Origin of the sequence: Bradyrhizobium sp. HKCCYLS3013 (genome assembly GCF_051167615.1) — a bacterium.
Classification (GTDB): domain Bacteria; phylum Pseudomonadota; class Alphaproteobacteria; order Rhizobiales; family Xanthobacteraceae; genus Bradyrhizobium.
Genome location: NZ_JBNPTK010000002.1, coordinates 439979 through 458253, shown reverse-complemented (window position 1 = coordinate 458253; position 18275 = coordinate 439979). Strand labels below are relative to the sequence as shown.

Here is an 18275-nt window from a genome sequence, read left to right as displayed (position 1 = left end):
GAAGGTCGCGGACAACTGTCCGCGGCCTTCATGTGGCTCAGGCCGTGAGGCCCGGTCCGTTGATGATCTGCAGCTGGGTGAACTCGGCGAGGCCTTCCTCGGCGAACTCGGTGCCGATGCCCGATTGCTTGGCGCCGCCGAACGGGATGTGCGGCGCCATGTCCAGGTGCTTGTTGATCCACACCGTGCCGGCCTCGATCTGGGTGGCGATCTCATGCGCGCGTTTCGGATCGGACGACCAGACCGATGCGCCCAGGCCGTAGCTGGTGCCGTTGGCGCGGCGGATGACGTCGCTCGGGTCGGAGTATTTGATCACCGGCAGCACCGGTCCGAATTGCTCCTCGTCGACCAGCTTCGAGCCTTCCTTGATGTCGCGCACGATCGTCGGCTCGATGAAGTAGCCGGGACGATCCATCGCAGCACCTCCGGCGATGACCTTGCCGTTCTTGTGCGCGTCGTCGAGGAACGCCTTCACTTTCTCGTATTGCATCCTGTTCTGCAGCGGCCCGAGCTTGGTGCCCTGTTTGGAGCCGTCGTCGACCACGGTGTTCTTGGCGATCGCGACCAGCTCGTTGCAGATGTCATCATAGACGCTCTCGTGCACGTAGAGCCGCTTGATCGCTAGGCAGACCTGCCCGGAGTTCTGGAAGGCGCCCTCGAAGATACCGGGCGCGACGGTCTTCGGATCGACGTCGTCGAGCACGATGCCGGCGTCGTTGCCGCCGAGTTCGAGCGTGATCCGCTTCAAGGTCTGCGCGGCGCTGGCCATCACCTTCTGTCCCGTCGCGGTCGAGCCGGTGAACGAGATCTTGCGGATGTCCGGATGCCCGGTCATGCGGTCGCCGAGATCGTTGGCGTCGGTGATCACGTTGAGCACGCCGGCCGGCAGCACGTCCTTGACCAGCTCGGCGAATTTCAGGGTCGAGAGCGGCGTGGTCGGGGCCGGCTTGACCACCAGCGTGTTGCCGGCGAGCAGGGCAGGCGGCAGCTTGAAGCCCAGGATCAGCAGCGGATAGTTCCAGGGAATGATGGCGCCGACCACCCCGAGTGGACGGCGATAGGCTTCGACCTGGCGGTCGCCCGAACTCTCGATCACGCGCATCGGCAGCTCGAGCGTCGCGAGATAGCGGAAGAACGCGGCCATGCCGAGCACCTCGCCGCTGGCGTCGGTGAGCGGCTTGCCCTGTTCGCTGGTCAGGATCCGGGCCAACTCGCCCGAATTCGCCTCGATGATGTCGGCCATCTTGCCAATGAGCCGGCGACGCTCCTCGATCGCAGTCGCGGCCCAGGCAGGGAAGGCCGCCTTGGCGGCGGCGACCGCCTGGTCGAGCTGGGTTTCGGAGGCCCGCGGACACTGCGCGAGCACCTCCTCGGTCGCCGGATTGATCACCGGCATGGTCGCGGCGCCCGGCACCAGCGTGCCGCCGATCAAAAGATGATAGTCGCTCATCGGCATGACTCTCCCTGCAAGATGTGGCACTTCGGCCACGTTATATCTGAAGCTATATCACGATGAATACAGCAACGCCACCGCGGCATTTCCGCTGCCGCGCTGGACGCGATGGCATTTTTCGCTATAGTCATACGGAAATAACGGTGAATTGATGTGGAGCCATCATGGAGCTGCGGGCCAAGGCGCTGACGGTCTGTGAGGTCGTCGACGACGGTGAGACGATCTCGCTCGGGTTCGAGGACGCGGCCGGCAATGCGGCGGCGCTCAGCCTCTCGGTCAGCCAGGCCGGCGCGTTGGTCATGACGCTGCCCGGCCTCCTCGAGCTGGCGCTGCGTACGCGTTATGGCGACCAGGCACTGCGCTACGCCTATCCGCTGGCGTCCTGGACCATCGAGCAGTCGACGGATTCGACGAAGCGCATCATCACGCTCGCAACGCCCGACGGCTTCAGCGTCCGGTTCGCGATTCCCGACGATCAGCAGAACGTGCTCGGCGAGGCGCTGCTGATGCGATACCCGTCGGCACCGGCGATCCGGCCGAACTGATCGCGCGGGGACCGATCCGAACGTTGGTCCGGCCAGGGATTTCCTGCCTGTTTCGAGGGCGGCGGCCGGCGCGTCGGCGTCCTCCGATGCCCTGCGAGAAGCACGATGGCCGTCATATGTGTTGCCGTTACCGTCTCCGATCACTGGGGCGGTCAGCAACCGTCGCGGCCGGATCACAAGCCGCTCCACAATGCTGCGGCACGGTGCCGCGCCTTTGACAAGTACCTCAGGGCGCGATCGTCTGTTTCTTATAATCTTGAACCCGTTCGCGCCGCCGCGACACCACCACGTCGAGCTCCACTGGTCGGGCCCTGATTGGAATTGTTTCGAATTGGACTTGCGCATGTTGACTGCTGATGAGATCGTGCACGTCAGGTCGTCGTTCGACTTGGTATTTGCCAATGCTACACAGATGACGACGACGTTCTATGACCGCATCTTCGAGCTCGCGCCGGAATGTCGGACGATGTTTCCCGCCGACATGGACGTGCTGAAACGGGACTTCATCGCGACCCTGGCGGTCCTCGTCGGCAGCCTCGATCAGACGACTGGTCTGTTGTCCAGCACCGACATCCTCGGCCGCAATCATGCGCGCTATGGCGTCAGGCCGGAGCACTATCCGGTGGTCGGCGAAGCGCTGCTGTGGACCCTCGCCAAGGGACTTGGTCCGCAATGGAATGATGAGGTCGAGCAGGCCTGGCGCAAGGTCTACGGCATCATCGCCCAGCGCATGATCGCCATCTCGCCCCGCGCGCGGCGGCCCTGATCATGATCTAGCTGCGCACGATCGAGCCGGAGCGGCCGACGAGACGCGCGAGCTGCTTGAAGCGTCCGCCGACGCGGTCGGCGACGAGGTCGACCATCTGGTGCTCGAACACCAGCATCAGCTTGCGGTCCTGGGTGCGGAAATGCGTCGCAGGCAGCACGCCGGGCCGCGCCGCCGAGATCAGATGCGCGACGCGAAACGCGGTGCCGAGCAGGCGCGCACGATCGATCTGAGCCGGGCTCAGCTGCTCGGTGAGGGCAGGCGGCTTCGCCTCGTTGCCCAATCCCTCGTAGCGGAAGAACACCGACAGCGCGGCGAAGATGCGGCCCTCATGGCTGATCGAGCCGAAATTGCCGTTGAGAATGATGCCGTAGGTCTGCTCGCCGCGGTGGTCCGGATGCATGCGCCAGCCGATGTCGGACAACAGGCAGGCCGCGTGCCGCAGCCTGCGCTCGTCCTCGGTCTCGCGGATGTGCATCACGCGGAACAGGCGGTCGGTCCAGTCGATCAGCTCGCGGGCATGCTGGGCCGAGCGCGACAACAGCTCGTTGAGGCCCTGCGCCGCGCAGAGCAGCCCGTCCTTGGCGCGCTCGGCGTCGGGAAGCTTGGAGTAGAGCAGGCCCTCGCGCACGCCGAAGGTCGAGAACACGACGGTCGTCGGCCTGGCGACGCGGATGATGTGCTCGAGCACCAGCGCGGCATAGGCGAGCAGCGGGCGCCGCGCCTCGGCGATCGCTTCGATGTCGGCCAGCATGTCGGCGGCGACGAGACGGCGCAGCCGGCGCACGAAGGCCAGCGCGTCGGCCGCCGGGATCGCATAGCCGTGCATCACCCCGAGCGGATAGCCGCTCTGGATGATGTGGATGCGCGCCAGCGCGCGCCAGGTGCCGCCGACCGCGTAGAAGGTGCGGCCCTCGCCGGCCAGCAGCTGCGGCAGGTCGGTCAGCGCCTCGCTCGCGATGCGCTGCGCCTTCTTCAGCGATTTCTCGGCAAGATCCTGCAGCGCAAGGCTGCCGAGCGGCAGGGTGACGCCGCTGCGGACCTGGTGCCCGCGCACGTCGATCAGCTCGAGTGAGCCGCCGCCGAGATCACCGACGATGCCGTCGGGCTTGTGAATGCCGGAGATGACGCCGAGCGCCGAATAGCGCGCCTCTTCGGCGCCGGTGAGGATCTGGATCGGGGCGCCGCAGATCTTCTCGGCCTTGGCGATGAAATCGGGGCCGTTCGAAGCATCCCGGCAGGCGGCGGTCGCGATGGCATGAACCTGCCCCACCCGCTGCACCTTGCACAGCGCACGGAAGCGCTTCAGCGCGGTCAGCGCCTTGTCGACGGCATCAGATGCGAGAAGGCCGGTGGTCTGGACCTCGCGACCGAGCCCACACAGCGCCTTCTCGTTGAACACGGTGACGAGACTGCGTTCCATCGCCTGGTAGACGACGAGACGGACCGAATTCGAGCCGATGTCGATGACACCGACGCTCGTGGCCCTCGTGCGGGGCGGCTTCACCACGGCATATCCCGGCGCAGAAGGCCCCGATGCAGACAGCCCCTATGAAGGAGAGCGTTCATTCCGGCGCGTGAGCCGGCGCGGCGATGATTCCTTGAGCGACTTTCCACGGCCGGACAGACTCGGATTCGTCATGAAGTAATTGTGCAGGTTGAACGGCTCCTCGCCCTTCGCGGCCTTCATACGCGTTGACGACCCATCCGGCAACAATTGCCAGCTCTGCTCGGTATCCTTCAGGTTCGCGACCATGATCTGTTCCAGGACCTGCTGATGCACGGTAGGGTTCTGAAGCGGGCACAGCACCTCGACGCGGCGGTCGAGATTGCGCGGCATCATGTCGGCCGAGGAGATGTAGACGGCGGCCTTGGCGCTCGGCAGGCCCTGACCCATACCAAAGCAGTAGATGCGGCCATGCTCGAGGAAGCGGCCGATCACCGATTTGACGCGAATGTTCTCCGACAGTCCGGGGAGGCCGGGACGCAGGCAGCAGATGCCGCGCACGATCAGCTCGATCGACACGCCGGCCTGCGAGGCCTCGTACAGCGCGTCGATGATGTCGGGATCGACCAGCGAGTTCATCTTCATCCAGATCACGGCCGGCTTGCCCTGGCGGGCGAAGCTGGTCTCGCCGTGGATGTGCTCGATGATGCGCTTGCGAAGCGTGAGCGGCGACACCGCCATCTTCTCGATGTCGATCGGCTCGGCATAGCCAGTGATGTAGTTGAACACCCGCGTGACGTCGCGGCCGATCACCGGGTCCGACGTGAAGTAGGACAGGTCGGTGTAGATGCGCGCCGTCACCGGATGATAGTTGCCGGTGCCGGTGTGGACATAGGTGGTGAGGCTGCCGCCCTCGCGGCGCACGACCATCGACAGCTTGGCATGCGTCTTCAGCTCCAGGAAGCCGTACACCACCTGTACGCCCGCGCGCTCCAGGTCGCGGGCCCAGCGGATGTTGGCCTCCTCGTCGAAACGCGCCTTGAGCTCGACCAGGGCCGTCACCGACTTGCCGGCCTCGGCGGCCTCCACCAGCGTGCGCACGATCGGCGAATTGTTGGAGGTCCGGTACAGCGTCTGCTTGATCGCAACGACGTCGGGATCGCGCGCCGCCTGCTGCAGGAACTGCACGACGACGTCGAACGACTCGTAAGGGTGATGGACGATCAGGTCCTTCTGCCGGATGGCGGCGAAGATGTCGCCGCCATGGTCGCGGACACGCTCGGGATGGCGCGGCACGTAGGGCGCGAATTCGAGGTCGGGCCGGTCGACCCGCGTCAGTTGCGACAGCTCGTTCATCGCCAGCACGCCGTCGACGACGAACACCTCGTCATCCGTCGTGGACAGCGCATTCTGCACGAAGCGGCGCAGCTCCTCCGGCATGTTGGCCTCGATCTCGAGCCGGATCACCGAGCCGCGGCGGCGCCGCTTCAGCGCCGTCTCGAACAGCCGCACCAGGTCTTCGGCTTCTTCCTCGATCTCGATTTCGGAGTCGCGGATGATCCGGAAGGCGCCCTGGCCCTTCACGGTGTAGCCCGGAAACAGCCGGCCGATGAACAGTCCGGTCGCCTGCTCCAGGGTGATCAGGCGGATCACGCCATCCTTGGAGCCGGGGAAGCGGATGAAGCGGTCGATCTTGCCGGGCATGCGAATGAGGGCGTTCATCGGACGCCCGTCCGCGGAGCGGATCAGCTGCAGCGCCACGGTGAAGCCGAGGCTCGGGATGAACGGGAACGGATGCGCCGGATCGATCGCGAGTGGCGTCAGCAGCGGGAAGATGTTGGCGAGGAAATGGTCCTCGATCCAGGCGCGCTCGCTCCTGGTGACGTCCTGACCGTCGACCAGCACGATGCCGAGCTCGCCGAGAAACTTGCGCAGGTCGCGCCAGATCGCCTGCTGGTCGATGGCGAGCTGCGACACCGTCTCGTTGATCAGCTTCAGCTGCTCGGTCGGCGTCAGCCCGTCGGGGCTGCGCTCGGCGATGCCCTCGCGGACTTGGGCGCGGATGCCGGCGACGCGCACCATGAAGAATTCATCAAGGTTGTTGGCGGAAATCGACAGGAAGCGCACCCGCTCCAGGGCGGGATGGCGCGGATTGACCGATTCCTCCAGAACGCGGCGGTTGAAGTGAAGCCAGGACAGCTCCCGATTGATGAATCGCTCGGGGCTCGAGGCAATCTCGATGGACGGCGCCGAGACCGGTGCTTTCTCTGAAATTTCAGTAACTTGCTCGGTATCCATAGGGAATTCGATCCATATCCGTCCAGTCGCGAATGGTCGACCGTAGCCCAATCTGGGTGACCAGGGGATGACGTTGCCGGCACCATTGAGGTTCCGTCATCAACCGCCGTCAAGATGGCTGCCGGTCACGCCGGGCGGAGCAGCTCCGCCGCCAGCGCCCGGGTGACGGGGCGTCCGAGCCGCAGCGACTCGTTGTCCAGCAGCGCGATGGTCTGGCGTGCCGCCGCATAGGACCGCTCGATGTGGCTGGCGAGATAGCTGACCACGGTTTCGTCGATCGCCAGCTGCCGGTCGGCGGCCAGCTTGACGATCAGGGCCCGGAACAGCTGGTCGTCGGGCGGCAGCAGCGTGACCACCGGGACGGCACGCAGCCGCGACCTCAGATCGGCCAGGGCGATTGGCAGGGCCGCCGGGGCCTCGCGCGCCGTGATCAGCACGAAGGCCTCGTCCTGGCGGGCCAGGTTCAGCAGGTGAAACAGCGCCCGCTCGTCGAGACCGGTGGCGGTCAGATCCTCCAGCACCAGCGCGCCGGTGGTGAGCGCCCCGGGGACCACGCCTGCCTCAAGGGCATGCGCGGACAGCGATCGGGCGCCTGCCTGCTCGGCCCAGATCGCGGCGAGGTGGCTCTTGCCGGAGCCGTCGGGGCCGACCAGGAACATGGTCCGCGCCGGCCATTCCGGCCAGGCGTCGACCAGAGCGAGCCCAGCCGCGTTGCCTGGACCTTCGAAGAAATTGTCCCGCGTCAGGCTCTCCGCATGCGGCAGCGCGAAGGCCAGCTGACGAGGGGGGATATGGCCGGCCAAGATCGAATTGCTCCATATCGTGTGGTGCGTGAGGTCAGGACGGGCCCTCCGCGGAGGATCACCGGACCTCGATGGTGCTCATGTGGCGCACCCAGTCGACGAGATACAGCCCGACCGACACGAGGGTAAAGACGGTGACCAGCACCATCAGCACCACATCGTAGGGCCTGGGCTCGAAGCCGAAGCTGAGCGAGGCCAGCACGAGCGCCGCGAATCCCACCTGGGCGACCGTGTTCAGCTTGGACACCATCAATGGCTTCATCGCGACCGGTCGGTCGAACAGCCAGGACACGATCACCGCCGAGACGATCATGATGTCGCGCGAGACCACCAGGATGACGATCCAGCGCGGGATCGCGCCCCAGATGCCAAGCGTGACGAAGATCGAGACCAGCAGCGCCTTGTCGGCGAGAGGATCGAGCAGCGCTCCCAGCTCGGACCGCAGGTTGAAGCGCTTGGCCAGGAAGCCGTCCACGGCGTCGCTCACCCCCGCGACCACGAAGACCAGAAACGCGATCTCCATCTGGCCGGCCGCAATGGCCCAGACGACGATCGGAACCAGCAGGATTCGACCCAGCGTGATCAGATTGGGGATACTGTGGGGAATGGTCACGCAGCGGGTCCCGACGACGACTCGATCAAAAGACAACCCGATTCCGAAACAGGGCGAACCGGTACGGTTCCTAGATAGTGTGGGGACGAGCCCCTTGCGAGCCATTGCGCGCGGCTGGATTCCGACGTAACCAGCGGCCAGATTAGGGGTTTTTACCATGACCGAGCGCAAGAACGGGCTCACTTATGCAGATTCGGGCGTCGATATCGATGCCGGAAACCGTCTGGTCGATCTGATCAAGCCCATGGTGCGCGCAACCGCCCGCGCCGGCGCGGATGCCGAGATCGGCGGCTTTGGCGGCCTGTTCGACCTCAAGGCCGCTGGATTCAAGGATCCGGTGCTGGTCGCGGCGACCGACGGCGTCGGCACCAAGGTGAAGATCGCGATCGAGACCGGGCTGCATGGCGGCATCGGCATCGACCTGGTCGCCATGTCGGTCAACGATCTCGTCGTGCAGGGCGCCGAGCCGCTGTTTTTCCTCGACTACTTCGCCTGCGGCAAGCTCGACCCGGAGGCGACGGCTTCGATCGTGGCCGGTGTCGCCGAAGGCTGCCGGGAATCCGGCTGCGCGCTGATCGGCGGTGAGACCGCGGAAATGCCGGGCCTCTACAAGGACGGCGACTACGATCTTGCCGGTTTCGCGGTCGGCGCGGCGGAACGTGGCACGCTGCTGCCGTCTCCCGACATCGCGGCCGGTGACGTGGTGCTGGGGCTCGCATCCTCCGGCGTCCACTCCAACGGCTATTCGCTGGTGCGCAAGATCGTCGCCCAGTCCGGCCTCGGCTTCGATGCGCCGGCGCCGTTCGCGCCGGTCCTGACCCTCGGCGCGGCGCTGCTGACGCCGACCCGCCTCTATGTGAAATCATGCCTTCGCGCCATCCGCGAGACCGGTGCGGTGAAGGGGCTCGCACACATCACGGGCGGCGGCTTCACCGACAACATTCCACGCGTGCTGCCGAAGCATCTCGGCGTCTCGATCGACCTGACGGGCCTGCCGGTGCTGCCGGTCTTCAAATGGCTGGCGGAGCAGGGCGGCATTGCCGAGCGCGAGCTCTTGCGCACCTTCAATTGCGGGATCGGCATGATCGCGATCGTCAAGGCCGAGGCCGTCGATGCCGTCATCGAGGTGTTCACCGCGAATGGCGAGCACGTCGCGCGGCTCGGCGAGGTCGTTGCTGCGACAGGCGACGAGCGGGTGATCTACACCGGCGCCCTCGATCTGGCTCTGTGAGACGAGTGTGCCGATGAAGCGCCGCGTCGCCATCCTGATCTCGGGCCGTGGGTCGAACATGGCCGCGCTGATCCACGCGGCGGCGCAGTCGGAATTTCCGGCCGAGATCGCCGTCGTGATCTCCAACCGGGCCGATGCGGCCGGGCTGCAGAAAGCGCAGGAGAGCGGCGTCGCGATCGAAATCATCGAGAGCAAGCCGTTCGGCAAGGACCGCGCAGGGTTCGAAGCCAGACTGCAGCAGGCGCTCGATGCACGCGGCATCGAGATCATCTGCCTGGCCGGTTTCATGCGCCTGTTCACGGCGGAGTTCGTGCAGCGCTGGTATGGCAGGATGCTGAACATTCACCCGTCGCTGCTGCCATCATTCCCCGGCCTCGATCCGCATGGCCAGGCGCTGCGCGCCGGCGTCAAGCTGTCAGGCGCCACCGTGCATTTCGTCATCCCGGAGACGGATGCAGGTCCGATCGTGATGCAGGGCGCGGTCGTGGTCAGGGACGACGACACGCCGGACACGCTGTCGACGCGCATTCTCGGCGTCGAGCATCGGATCTATCCGGAGGCGCTGAAGCTGTTGGCCAAGGGTTTGGTGCGGCTCGAAGGCGATCTCTGCCGGACGTCGTCCGTGGAGCAAGGCGATCATACGCTGATCTGGCCGGTCGTCCGCTAGCTGTCGCGGACAAAAAAATCCCCGGCGGGGCCGGGGGCACATCAAGGCTGACGAAGTCTGATCATCGGCGGCGAGCGAACCTGACGCGGAGCTCGTGAGTTGGTTTACGAACCCGCGCTGTGGCGACCTCCGCCGGGACAATGCTCACGAGAGCTTCAGGTTCTCTGCCGACGTCTTGCCGCGGCTCTCCACCAGATCATATTCGATCGTCTGGTTCTCGTTGAGCGTGGTCAGTCCAGCACGCTCCACGGCCGAGATGTGGACGAACACGTCCTTGTCTCCGCCAGTCGGTTTGATGAAGCCATATCCCTTGGTCGGGTTGAACCACTTCACGCTGCCCTTGTAGGTCGGCATCGCTGTCTCCTCGTCTAGACGAAAAAAAGACGCGGCCACGCTCACGCGTGCCACGCCACAAACGGGCTTCCCGGGATCTGCTCAATTTCCAAAGTCGCGAAACGCACAGTCGAACGGCCAATCCGATTGTACGGGAGATTGCAACACGATTTTCCGCCGATATCAAGGTTGGCGGACTGATGAGAACGCGTCGCGACGTCGCGTCGCCGGCTGTTGCTGCAATTGCGAGGCTTGTGGTGCTGGAACCACAAATCCCTGCAGGGAAGCCGCGGCACGGGCAATCCTCATTGACCGCGATCGGGAACTGCGGGCAAATCATCGCGGCAATATTGAAGCGAATTTGAGCGGCGGTGAAACGGGGCATCGATGCGCGGGGCATCTCAAGCCAGGCCGGATCGGCGAATGCGTAGTGGTGCGTCGGGCGCGATGCTGCTCATCGTCGCGCTCGGCACGGCCGCCGCGTCTTCGCCGTGCGTCGCGCAGGCCAGCCTGCCGAGCATCGCCGCCAGCCCGACGCCGACACCAACGCCGAGCCCACTGCCCAGCCCTGCGCCAGGCGCGATCAGTTCCGAACGTTCGGCCGGCCGAGCCGTGCTCGATCTCGGCTCGAGCTTCCTCGAACGGCTCGGGACTCAGGCCACGCAGGGCGTCACCCGGCTGCAGCGGAGCAATCCCGGGGGCGGCGGCGCGCCGGAGGCTTCGGAACAGCCTCGGTTCCGGACCTGGGGCGAGATGTATGGCGTCACCGTCCGTAGCGATGCGCAACGCGACTTCGTCGGCGACAAGAGGACGACTGGGGGCGGCGTCGCCGGTATCGGCATGCGCCTCGTGCCGGGCGTGAATGTCGGACTATCCGTCGACCAGAGCCGGACCTGGGTCGATGTGCCGCTGGCGCTGCAAGCGGCGACGCTCGATCTCACGCAGTTTGGCTTCAACGCCTCGGTCGACCAGGGACCCTGGACCTGGGCGATCGCGGTCGTCCATGGCGTCGGCGGGATCAGTGCGCGGCGCGACACCAGCCTCGGTGCGGCGACGTCGGTCTACGGCGCCCACGTCACGGGCGTGCTGAGCGAGCTCGACTACTACTGGAGCATCGGGGAGAGCCGGATCGTTCCGAAGCTCGCCTTCGAATACACGCGCGCCACGACGGCGGCATTCCAGGAAGCGGGCGGGCTCGACCCGCTGTCGGTCAGCGGCACCTCGCTGGAGCGCGCCCGCGTTCTCGTCGGCGCCGAGTTCGGCCGCTACTTCATCGTCGACGGCAAGATCCTCGACGTCTCGGCCTATGGCAAGCTGGTCGACAATTTCAGTCAGAATCTCGGCGCGCTGACCGTCAGCCTCGGTCCGCAAAGCATCACGCTGCAGGGCCTTGGCGAGGGCCGCTACGGCGCCGACGCCGGCGCGGCACTGTCGCTATCCCTGAACCGAACGGCACGCCTCTATCTCAACTACGATGCAAAGCTTCGCTCGGTGCTGCAATCGCATCAGGGCACGCTCGGCGTCGAGCTCAAATGGTAGCCCGTCATACGGGTTTCGGCGCGACGTAGCCGTTGAAGCCGACGACATCCCGCGCGGGCGCCATCAGAGGCACGAGATTCAGCGGATGGATGAACTCGTCCCGGAAGCAGGCATGGACCTTCGGATCGAAGATGCGCTTCAACCAGTCGATGACGACCTTGTGCCGGTCGGAGTTGCGAAACTCCTTGTGATAGGTCAGCCACAGATCCATGTGGTAGTTGATGCCGAGATCGACAGGAACGAGCGGCGCCCCGAGCGCGACTGCCGATGTCGGCAGAAAGCCGATGCCGGCGCCGCGCTCGACCGCGTAGAGCACGGCAACGCTCGAATTGGTTGAGATGCCGACGATGCCTTCGAGGGAGTCCAGGCCGAGGATGCGCGCATAGCCGGTCTCGTCGAGCTGCACGCCGTGCTGCTTGATGATGCGGTGGTTCTTGAGATCCGCCAGCGACGTCGGCAGTCCATGCGCGTCGCGATAGGCCTCCGACACGAAGCCGTAGATGTGCAGACGGCCGAGCTTTGCAACGATCACGTCGGGGTTGGTCGGCCGTTCGAACTGGATCGAGATGTCGGCCTCCAGCCGCGACACGTCGGCCTGCTGCATCGCGCAGCTCAGATCGACGGTGATCCTGCGATAGGTCTTCTGGAAATCGATCAGTCGCGGCAGGATCCAGAAATTGCCAGGGCCTTCGGTCACGGCGACGCGCACCGACCCCTGAGTGTCGGTCGACAGCGAGGCACGCCGGAAGATGTTGAAGCTCAGCCGCTCCATCTGCTCGACGTCGAACAGCAACGATCGTCCCTCGTCGCTGAGCGACAGGCCGGATTGATCACGGATGAAGAGCTTGCATCCGAGCTCGTCCTCGAGCCGGTCGATCTTGCGCATCAGGGTTGTGCCGGTCAGTCCGAGCACATCCGCCGCGTTGCGGAAGCTGCGGTGACGCGTACAGAGCAGAAATGCTCTCAAATCCTCCCACGAGGGGTTAAGCGTTTCGTCAGACTTCCTGCGCTGCGTAGATGCAGCACCCCGATGCAAATGTTGCCGCATACACTCCAGCCCCGACAAGTATGATGACGTCATCAAAGCCAAGCTGGAAACATAGATGCAGAACCCCTACCGCGGAAGCACAGAATTCACGCCGCGACATCAGCTCGACGCGCTGCCGCGGACGGATCGGGTCGCGGCGCGGGCGGTCACGCTCGATCGGCTCGGTGAGCTCGCGGCGCTCGCACGCCGGGAAATACCGGGCGTTCGTGCCTCAGAACACGAGCTTGCGGAGTTCTTGCGGCACGATCCGGACTCGATCTTCGCGCTCTACCGCGGCAGGAACCTGCTCGGCGGCATCGCCTTCCTCTATCTCAACTGCTCAGGCCTCGATGCTTTGCTCCTGGATGAGTTCAATTTGAATGATCCGCCGCGCAGATTTCTGGCGCGGCCGGACGAAGACGTAGCCGCCATCTATGTCTGGGCGCTCGTCGCGCAAGGGCGGGGAGCGATCGGTCTCGGCAACGTCGCGCAGGCGCTGCAAGGCGCGAGATTTCGCGCCGCCGATTACTACGCGCAACCATCGAGTCCGGAAGGGCGCGCCTTTCTCGGCGCGCTCGGCTTCACGCCGGTGCCGAGCTTTCAGCCCGATCTCTGGTGGTATCAGCGGCCGTGGAACCGGATGCCCGAGATGATCGCGCCTTCGATCCAGTCGATGAAGGGTTTCGAACAAGGGAGCATTGCGGATGCACAGCATTAGTTCGGCCAGGACAGCAAAGACGAATCCCCGCGCGATCACCGTGCGCATCGCGCGCGATCCGAATGACCTCATGCTCGTCACCGCGATCCGCTCCGCGGTCTACCTGACCGAGCAGGATTGTCCCATGGAGGAGGAGTTCGACGGCAACGATCTGGTTGCAGCCCACTTCCTCGGTTTCGTCGGCAAGGAGCCGGCTGGATGCGTTCGTGTGCGCTTCTTCGGCGACTTCGCCAAGGTCGAGCGGCTCGCGGTGCGCCATCAGTACCGGCGCTCGCGGCTGTCGTTCAAGCTGGTTCGCGAGGCGCTCGACTATTGCAGGCGCAAGGGCTTCAAGAAGGCCTATGGCCACGCGCAGGATCGTCTCGTCGATTTCTGGGCGCATTTCGGCGCCAAGCCGCTCGGCCATAATCGCAAGCTCACATTCTCCGATTTCTCCTACACGGAGATGGTGCTGGACCTCGAGCCGTGCGACGATGCGATCACGCTCGACAGCGATCCCTACATGATCATTCGTCCGGAAGGCGACTGGGATCGGCCGGGCGTGCTCGATCTCTCGGCTGGCCGGCCGGCATCCTCGCCCTTGCACGACTTCTCCGCAGCGAGACCATGATGTCGGGCCGAGATCTGTTCGGTGCCACCGAGGCGGATCCGCCTGTTCTCGTCTGCGCCGATCTGCAGTGCGAATATCTCGCCGAGGGACGCAGGCATCTGATCGCCGATGGCGACGTCGTCATGGCGCGCTGCCGGCAGTTGATCGCGCTCTGGCGTGACAACCTGTGGCCGGTCGTCCATCTCAAGCGGATCGCACAGGCAGCCTGGTTCAACCCGGCTTCCAACCTGACGAACTGGCTTCCGGACTTCAAGCCGACCCCGGGGGAGCTCGCGTTCGAGCATCCGCTGCCGTCCGCCTACAGTTCGGCCCGGTTCGCCGAGTACATGGCGAACATGCGCAGCATGCGCTGCGTGCTGCTCGGCTTCTCGCTGGACGAGACGATCCTCTCGACGGTGGTGGACGGCTTTCACCGCAGTCACCGCTATCAGGTGATCGGAGACGCCGTCGCCTGCCGGCAGGCCTGCGCCGGCGACGCCGCCTTGTACAAGTTGGTTGTAACCAAGGTGATCGGCAATTTTGCCGGTGTCCTCGACAGCGCCGAGCTTATCGGCGCTGGCGGCCGGCTCGCGGTGTGACCGCGGCGGCTATTGGCGGTATCATCCTGAGGCGAGTCGTTCGGCCAGATCGATAATCATACGACGATCGGCCGGATCACTGATCTTGTTGAACGCGACGACGAGGCGAAGGGCCTCGACGACGTGCAGGTCGACCGGATTCTCGCTGAGCAGCCGCAGCAGCTTCTGTTCCGGCGGTTCGCAATTGTCTTTGCTCACGCGGCAGCTCCAGGACCGAGACCACGACATGACCCGAGAGGAAGAGCTCAAAGAGCTGGCGAGCAGCCTCCGGGCAGCCATCGCGAAGGCGCGCCAGCTCAATCTGCCGACCAGCGTCTACATTCTCTCGATGGCTCTGGTTGAGGTGTCCCAGACAATCGAGGCGGAGTTGAGGGGGCAGACCAGCGCCGAATGATTGGCGAGATCATGGACACCCGTGCCGCCTGCTGCAATCAACTCGGCAGACTCGGGGAAGACGCGGCCGGCCATAGCCGCTGCGACGCCCATCAGGCCCGGTCGACCCGGACGACGCGGCCCTTCTCGATGGCGAGCGCGAGCTTGCCGTGCTTCAGCGCCAGCGCGGCCTCGCCGAACAGTTCGCGACGCCATCCCTGCAGCGCAGCGACGTCGGCATTGTCATCGCCGGCGATCTGCTCGAGATCATCGACGGTGGCGATGACCTTGCTCGCCACGGCGTGCCGTTCCGAGGTCATGCGCAGGAGGACCTTGAGCAGCTCGACGATCGCAGCGCCATTGGAGTTGTTGCGCGGCTTTTCCAGCTTGGGCAGGGCGGCGAGATCGCGCGCCAGTCCGCGCTGCACGGCGGCAACGATGTCGGAGCCCCATTTGGAGCGCTCGAAGCCCTTGGGCAGCGAGCGCAGATTGCCGAGCTTCTCGATCGTTGTCGGGGCATGGGTGGCGATGTCGCCGACGGCGTCGTCCTTCATCACGCGGCTGCGCGGCACGTCGCGGCTCTGCGCCTCCTGCTCGCGCCAGGCCGCGACCTCGATCAACACGGCCAATTCCTTCGGCTTGCGGACGCGGGTCTTCAGCCGCTCCCAGGCGCGCTCGGGGTGGAAGTCGTAGGTCTTCGGCGAGGTCAGGACCTCCATCTCCTCGCTGACCCAGTCGCTGCGTCCGCGCTTCTTCAGGTCGGCATCGAGCGCGGCGAACACGTCGCGGAGATGGGTGACGTCGGCCTCGGCGTAATGCGCCTGCTCCTTGGTCAGCGGCCGGCGCGACCAGTCGGTGAAGCGGTGGGTCTTGTCGGGGCGGTGGCCGGTGATGCGCTCGACCAGTTGGTCGTAGGCGATGCTGTCACCGTATCCCAGCACCATCGCAGCGACCTGGGTGTCGAAGATCGGGTGCGGCACGATGCCGGCGCGGTGCCAGATGATCTCGATGTCCTGGCGGGCGGCATGAAAGACCTTCAGGACCTTCTCGTTCGCCATCAGCTCGAAGAAGGCTTTGAGATCGATGCCCTCGGCCAGCGCATCGATCACCACGGCCTCGTCCGGGCTCGCCATCTGCACGACGCAGAGCAGGGGATAGTAGGTGGTTTCCCGCAGGAACTCGGTATCGACGGTGACGACCGGGTGGCGGGCGAGGCGGGCGCAGGCGGCTGCGAGGTCCGCGGTGGTGGTGATCAAGTCCATGAACGATCCATGACGAGGCTCTTACGCCGTCGTCCGAAAACGCTGACAAGTCAAGGGTGTCGGCAAAGGGTAAGGGACGAAATTCGTCTCCGCTTGTCGGCCCAATCCGCCCCGAACGCAAGCGCCAGTGTCTCGGCCGATCGCTCTATGGTTGATGATGGGCGGGCAGGGGGCCGGTCAGTGATGCCGGACGCGGCCCGCAGGCCGGCGCGCCGAGGGCACCGCGAGCACGATCAGGCACAAGGCGATCATCGCCAGACCCATGAATTCGAACACCAGCGCTTCCACGTCTCAGACCTCCCCGACTTGTTGGTTCAACTTGTCGGGGCTGCGTTGATCGTTTCTTAAGGACCCGGGCGCTGTCAGGGCGATGGTGGACGCGAGGTTAAGACTGCGTGTCAGGTGCCGCAGAACGTCTGCAACACCTGCTCCTCCGGCTGCGGCGGATCGGCATAATCAGCCCGGTCCGGCTGGTCGTCATAGGGCCGGGCCAGCACCGCATGCAGCTCCTCGAACGGCGCGTAGTCGTCGTTCTCGACCGCCGCCGTGATCACCGCCTCGATGCGGTGGTTGCGCGGGATGAAGGCCGGATTGACCTTGCGCATGGCCGCGCGCCGCTCGGCCGGGCTCTGCGGTTCCTCGGTCAGGCGCTGCTGCCAGCGCGCCGCCCATTCGTCGAACCCGGCGGGATCCTCGAACAGCGAACGGACCTCGCCGAGATCGCCGTTGCCGGCGGCGTCGCTGAGACGGCGGAACGTCAGCGTGAAGTCGGCCTTGGCCGCGGCCATCGCGTCGAACAGCGCCTGCGCCAGCGGCTGGTCGCCCTCGCGTTGCGTGAACAGGCCGAGCTTGCGCCGCAGTCCCGCCTGGTGGGCGTCGGTGAACTCCGCGGCGAAGCCGTCGAGTGCCGCCTCGGCCTCCTTGATCGCCTGGTCCTTGTCGTCCCCGAACAGCGGCAGCAGGCATTCGGCCAGCCGGGTCAGGTTCCACAGAGCGATGCGCGGCTGGTTGGCGAAGGCGTAGCGGCCGAACTCGTCGATCGAGGAAAACACCTGCTTGGGGTCGTAGGCGTCCATGAAGGCGCAGGGGCCGTAATCGATGGTCTCTCCCGACACCGAGGTGTTGTCGGTGTTCATGACGCCATGGATGAAGCCGACCAGCAGCCAGTCGGCGATCAGCTTGGCCTGGCGCGCGATCACGGCGTCGAGCAGGGCGTGGTAGGGCCGCTCGGTGCCGGCGATATCAGGATAGTGCCGGCTGATGACGTGGTCGGCGAGCCGGCGCACGGCGTCCACGTCCTGGCGGGCGGCGAAGTACTGGAACGTGCCGACCCGGATGTGGCTGGTGGCGACGCGGGTCAGCACCGCGCCGGGCAGGGCCGTGCCGCGATAGACCTGCTCGCCGGTGACGACAGCGGCCAGCGACCGGGTGGTCGGGATTCCCAGCGCCGCCATCGCCTCGCTGACGATGTATTCGCGCAAGACCGGCCCCAGCGCCGCACGGCCGTCGCCGCGGCGCGAAAATGGCGTCGGGCCGGAGCCCTTGAGCTGGATGTCGCGGCGGACGCCGTTGCGGTCGACGACCTCGCCGAGCAGGACCGCCCGGCCGTCGCCGAGCTGCGGCACGAAATGCCCGAACTGGTGGCCGGCATAGGCCATCGCGATCGGCTCGGCACCCTCGGGCACGGTTTTGCCCGCCAGGATCTCGGCGCCCTCCGGCGTCTCCAGCTCCGTCGGGTTGAGGCCGAGCTCCTCGGCCAGCGGCCGGTTCAGCTTGATCAGGCGGGGCGCCGCGACGGGGGTCGGCGCCACCCGGGCAAAGAAATTGTCCGGCAGCGCGGCGTAGGAATTCTGGAAGGGGAAATGCACGGTCATGGCTCCAAGATAGGCCCGCTGAGGCCGCTTTTCGAGCCCAAACGGCTGCCAGATGAGCGTTTCAGCGCCAGCTCAATTCGGCGGCAGCGCGGCCGGTTGCTCCGGTGCGCCGGGGAGGCGGCCTTTTCCGCAACGAGGC

The 18275-nt window shown here is 65.6% G+C and carries 19 protein-coding genes; 9 read left to right on the top strand and 10 right to left on the bottom strand.

Features of this window, described 5'->3' with window-relative positions; translation table 11 throughout:
* Positions 1-37: 37 nt before the first annotated feature.
* Positions 38-1450 carry an aldehyde dehydrogenase family protein gene (locus tag ACQR1F_RS06235; protein ID WP_434898633.1) on the bottom strand — a complete coding sequence of 471 codons (1413 nt, stop codon included), beginning with the start codon at positions 1448-1450 and terminating at the stop codon, positions 38-40.
* Between the two features lie 167 nt (positions 1451-1617).
* On the opposite strand from ACQR1F_RS06235, the gene ACQR1F_RS06230 reads away from it, so the two are divergent.
* Together ACQR1F_RS06230 and ACQR1F_RS06225 are read left to right on the top strand one after the other, a co-directional pair.
* The gene (locus ACQR1F_RS06230) at positions 1618-1998 is read left to right on the top strand and encodes a hypothetical protein (protein ID WP_315800275.1); all 381 of its coding nucleotides are present in this window, start codon (positions 1618-1620) and stop codon (positions 1996-1998) included.
* Positions 1999-2341: 343 nt separating this feature from the next.
* Complete coding sequence (locus ACQR1F_RS06225) at positions 2342-2764, top strand: globin family protein (protein ID WP_434912680.1); 423 nt, start codon at positions 2342-2344, stop codon at positions 2762-2764.
* Between the two features lie 7 nt (positions 2765-2771).
* Here ACQR1F_RS06225 and ppx read toward each other — a convergent pair whose 3' ends face one another.
* The 4 genes from ppx to ACQR1F_RS06205 form a co-directional block, all read right to left on the bottom strand.
* Positions 2772-4271: an exopolyphosphatase gene (gene ppx, locus ACQR1F_RS06220; RefSeq protein ID WP_315800273.1), complete on the bottom strand. Its 1500-nt coding sequence runs from the start codon at positions 4269-4271 to the stop codon at positions 2772-2774.
* Between the two features lie 42 nt (positions 4272-4313).
* Complete coding sequence (locus ACQR1F_RS06215) at positions 4314-6509, bottom strand: RNA degradosome polyphosphate kinase (protein WP_315800272.1); 2196 nt, start codon at positions 6507-6509, stop codon at positions 4314-4316.
* A gap of 125 nt (positions 6510-6634) precedes the next feature.
* Positions 6635-7312: a chromosomal replication initiator DnaA gene (locus ACQR1F_RS06210; RefSeq protein ID WP_434840016.1), complete on the bottom strand. Its 678-nt coding sequence runs from the start codon at positions 7310-7312 to the stop codon at positions 6635-6637.
* 58 nt (positions 7313-7370) lie between these two features.
* The gene (locus tag ACQR1F_RS06205) at positions 7371-7925 is read right to left on the bottom strand and encodes a CDP-alcohol phosphatidyltransferase family protein (RefSeq protein WP_315800270.1); all 555 of its coding nucleotides are present in this window, start codon (positions 7923-7925) and stop codon (positions 7371-7373) included.
* A gap of 157 nt (positions 7926-8082) precedes the next feature.
* Here ACQR1F_RS06205 and purM point away from each other — a divergent pair, with 157 nt between their 5' ends.
* A complete protein-coding gene (purM, locus tag ACQR1F_RS06200) occupies positions 8083-9156 on the top strand; it encodes a phosphoribosylformylglycinamidine cyclo-ligase (protein WP_315712369.1) in 1074 nt (357 codons plus the stop codon).
* A gap of 13 nt (positions 9157-9169) precedes the next feature.
* Complete coding sequence (gene purN / locus ACQR1F_RS06195; RefSeq protein WP_434912679.1) at positions 9170-9823, top strand: phosphoribosylglycinamide formyltransferase; 654 nt, start codon at positions 9170-9172, stop codon at positions 9821-9823.
* 144 nt (positions 9824-9967) lie between these two features.
* Here purN and ACQR1F_RS06190 read toward each other — a convergent pair whose 3' ends face one another.
* Positions 9968-10177, bottom strand: coding sequence for a cold-shock protein (locus ACQR1F_RS06190; protein ID WP_284423192.1), 210 nt, complete (start codon positions 10175-10177; stop codon positions 9968-9970).
* Between the two features lie 402 nt (positions 10178-10579).
* On the opposite strand from ACQR1F_RS06190, the gene ACQR1F_RS06185 reads away from it, so the two are divergent.
* Positions 10580-11695 carry an autotransporter outer membrane beta-barrel domain-containing protein gene (locus tag ACQR1F_RS06185; protein WP_434912678.1) on the top strand — a complete coding sequence of 372 codons (1116 nt, stop codon included), beginning with the start codon at positions 10580-10582 and terminating at the stop codon, positions 11693-11695.
* Positions 11696-11699: 4 nt separating this feature from the next.
* Here ACQR1F_RS06185 and ACQR1F_RS06180 read toward each other — a convergent pair whose 3' ends face one another.
* Positions 11700-12743: a LysR family transcriptional regulator gene (locus tag ACQR1F_RS06180; protein ID WP_315800266.1), complete on the bottom strand. Its 1044-nt coding sequence runs from the start codon at positions 12741-12743 to the stop codon at positions 11700-11702.
* 55 nt (positions 12744-12798) lie between these two features.
* On the opposite strand from ACQR1F_RS06180, the gene ACQR1F_RS06175 reads away from it, so the two are divergent.
* From ACQR1F_RS06175 to ACQR1F_RS06165, 3 genes are read left to right on the top strand one after another with little or no spacing between them, the layout of a single operon-like run.
* Positions 12799-13440: a hypothetical protein gene (locus ACQR1F_RS06175; protein ID WP_315800265.1), complete on the top strand. Its 642-nt coding sequence runs from the start codon at positions 12799-12801 to the stop codon at positions 13438-13440.
* The gene (locus ACQR1F_RS06170; protein ID WP_316180880.1) at positions 13427-14050 is read left to right on the top strand and encodes a GNAT family N-acetyltransferase; all 624 of its coding nucleotides are present in this window, start codon (positions 13427-13429) and stop codon (positions 14048-14050) included. The genes ACQR1F_RS06175 and ACQR1F_RS06170 overlap by 14 nt, the downstream gene beginning before the upstream one ends.
* Positions 14047-14628: an isochorismatase family protein gene (locus tag ACQR1F_RS06165; protein WP_434880867.1), complete on the top strand. Its 582-nt coding sequence runs from the start codon at positions 14047-14049 to the stop codon at positions 14626-14628. Before ACQR1F_RS06170 ends, ACQR1F_RS06165 begins: the two co-directional genes overlap by 4 nt.
* Before the next feature lie 21 nt (positions 14629-14649).
* Here the strand turns inward: ACQR1F_RS06165 and ACQR1F_RS06160 are convergent, their stop codons facing one another.
* Positions 14650-14826, bottom strand: coding sequence for a hypothetical protein (locus ACQR1F_RS06160; RefSeq protein WP_315800262.1), 177 nt, complete (start codon positions 14824-14826; stop codon positions 14650-14652).
* Between the two features lie 28 nt (positions 14827-14854).
* On the opposite strand from ACQR1F_RS06160, the gene ACQR1F_RS06155 reads away from it, so the two are divergent.
* Positions 14855-15022: a hypothetical protein gene (locus ACQR1F_RS06155; protein ID WP_315800261.1), complete on the top strand. Its 168-nt coding sequence runs from the start codon at positions 14855-14857 to the stop codon at positions 15020-15022.
* A gap of 91 nt (positions 15023-15113) precedes the next feature.
* Here ACQR1F_RS06155 and rnd read toward each other — a convergent pair whose 3' ends face one another.
* Complete coding sequence (gene rnd, locus ACQR1F_RS06150; RefSeq protein ID WP_315800260.1) at positions 15114-16262, bottom strand: ribonuclease D; 1149 nt, start codon at positions 16260-16262, stop codon at positions 15114-15116.
* A gap of 398 nt (positions 16263-16660) precedes the next feature.
* A complete protein-coding gene (locus ACQR1F_RS06145; RefSeq protein WP_434912677.1) occupies positions 16661-18136 on the bottom strand; it encodes a protein adenylyltransferase SelO in 1476 nt (491 codons plus the stop codon).
* Positions 18137-18275 lie beyond the last annotated feature (139 nt).